Below are 470 nucleotides of genomic sequence, written 5' to 3'. Positions count from 1 at the left end.
AAACTGGAAACACCGGTTCCTGTAGATGTGATCAATATTGATAAAATCCAGAGAAGCTCTCCACAAATGACCGCTCAGGATCTCCTGAACTATGTGATCCCGTCGTTTAATGCAGTAAGACAGTCTGCTTCAGATGGTACAGAGCATATTGATCCCGTAACGTTAAGAGGAATGGGCCCTGATCAGGTTTTGGTATTGCTTAACGGAAAAAGAAGACACACAACCTCTTTGGTAAATTATCAGAATACCGTAGGGAATGGCTCTGTAGCAACAGATCTGAGTACAATTCCGATCATTGCTATTGACAGAATTGAAGTCTTAAGAGACGGAGCAGCCGCACAATATGGTTCTGATGCCATTGCCGGAGTCATCAATATTATTCTTAAAAAAAATGCAGGAGCCTCTGCAAGTCTTACCTATGGAGTAAGCGGAAGAAATGATGGAGATACTTATCAGGCAGGAGCCAATTA

Annotated in this window: 1 protein-coding gene; it reads left to right on the top strand. The window is 42.3% G+C overall.

Annotated elements, in window-relative coordinates:
- Window positions 1–470: TonB-dependent receptor plug domain-containing protein (locus tag ACGFT1_RS35745; protein ID WP_373913154.1), on the top strand; the 470-nt coding region annotated here is incomplete at both ends.

The sequence above is a fragment of the Streptomyces sp. Y20 genome (assembly GCF_043195475.1).
In the GTDB taxonomy this organism is placed as follows: Bacteria; Actinomycetota; Actinomycetes; order Streptomycetales; family Streptomycetaceae; genus Streptomyces.
This window is presented reverse-complemented; position numbering and strand designations above follow the sequence as displayed.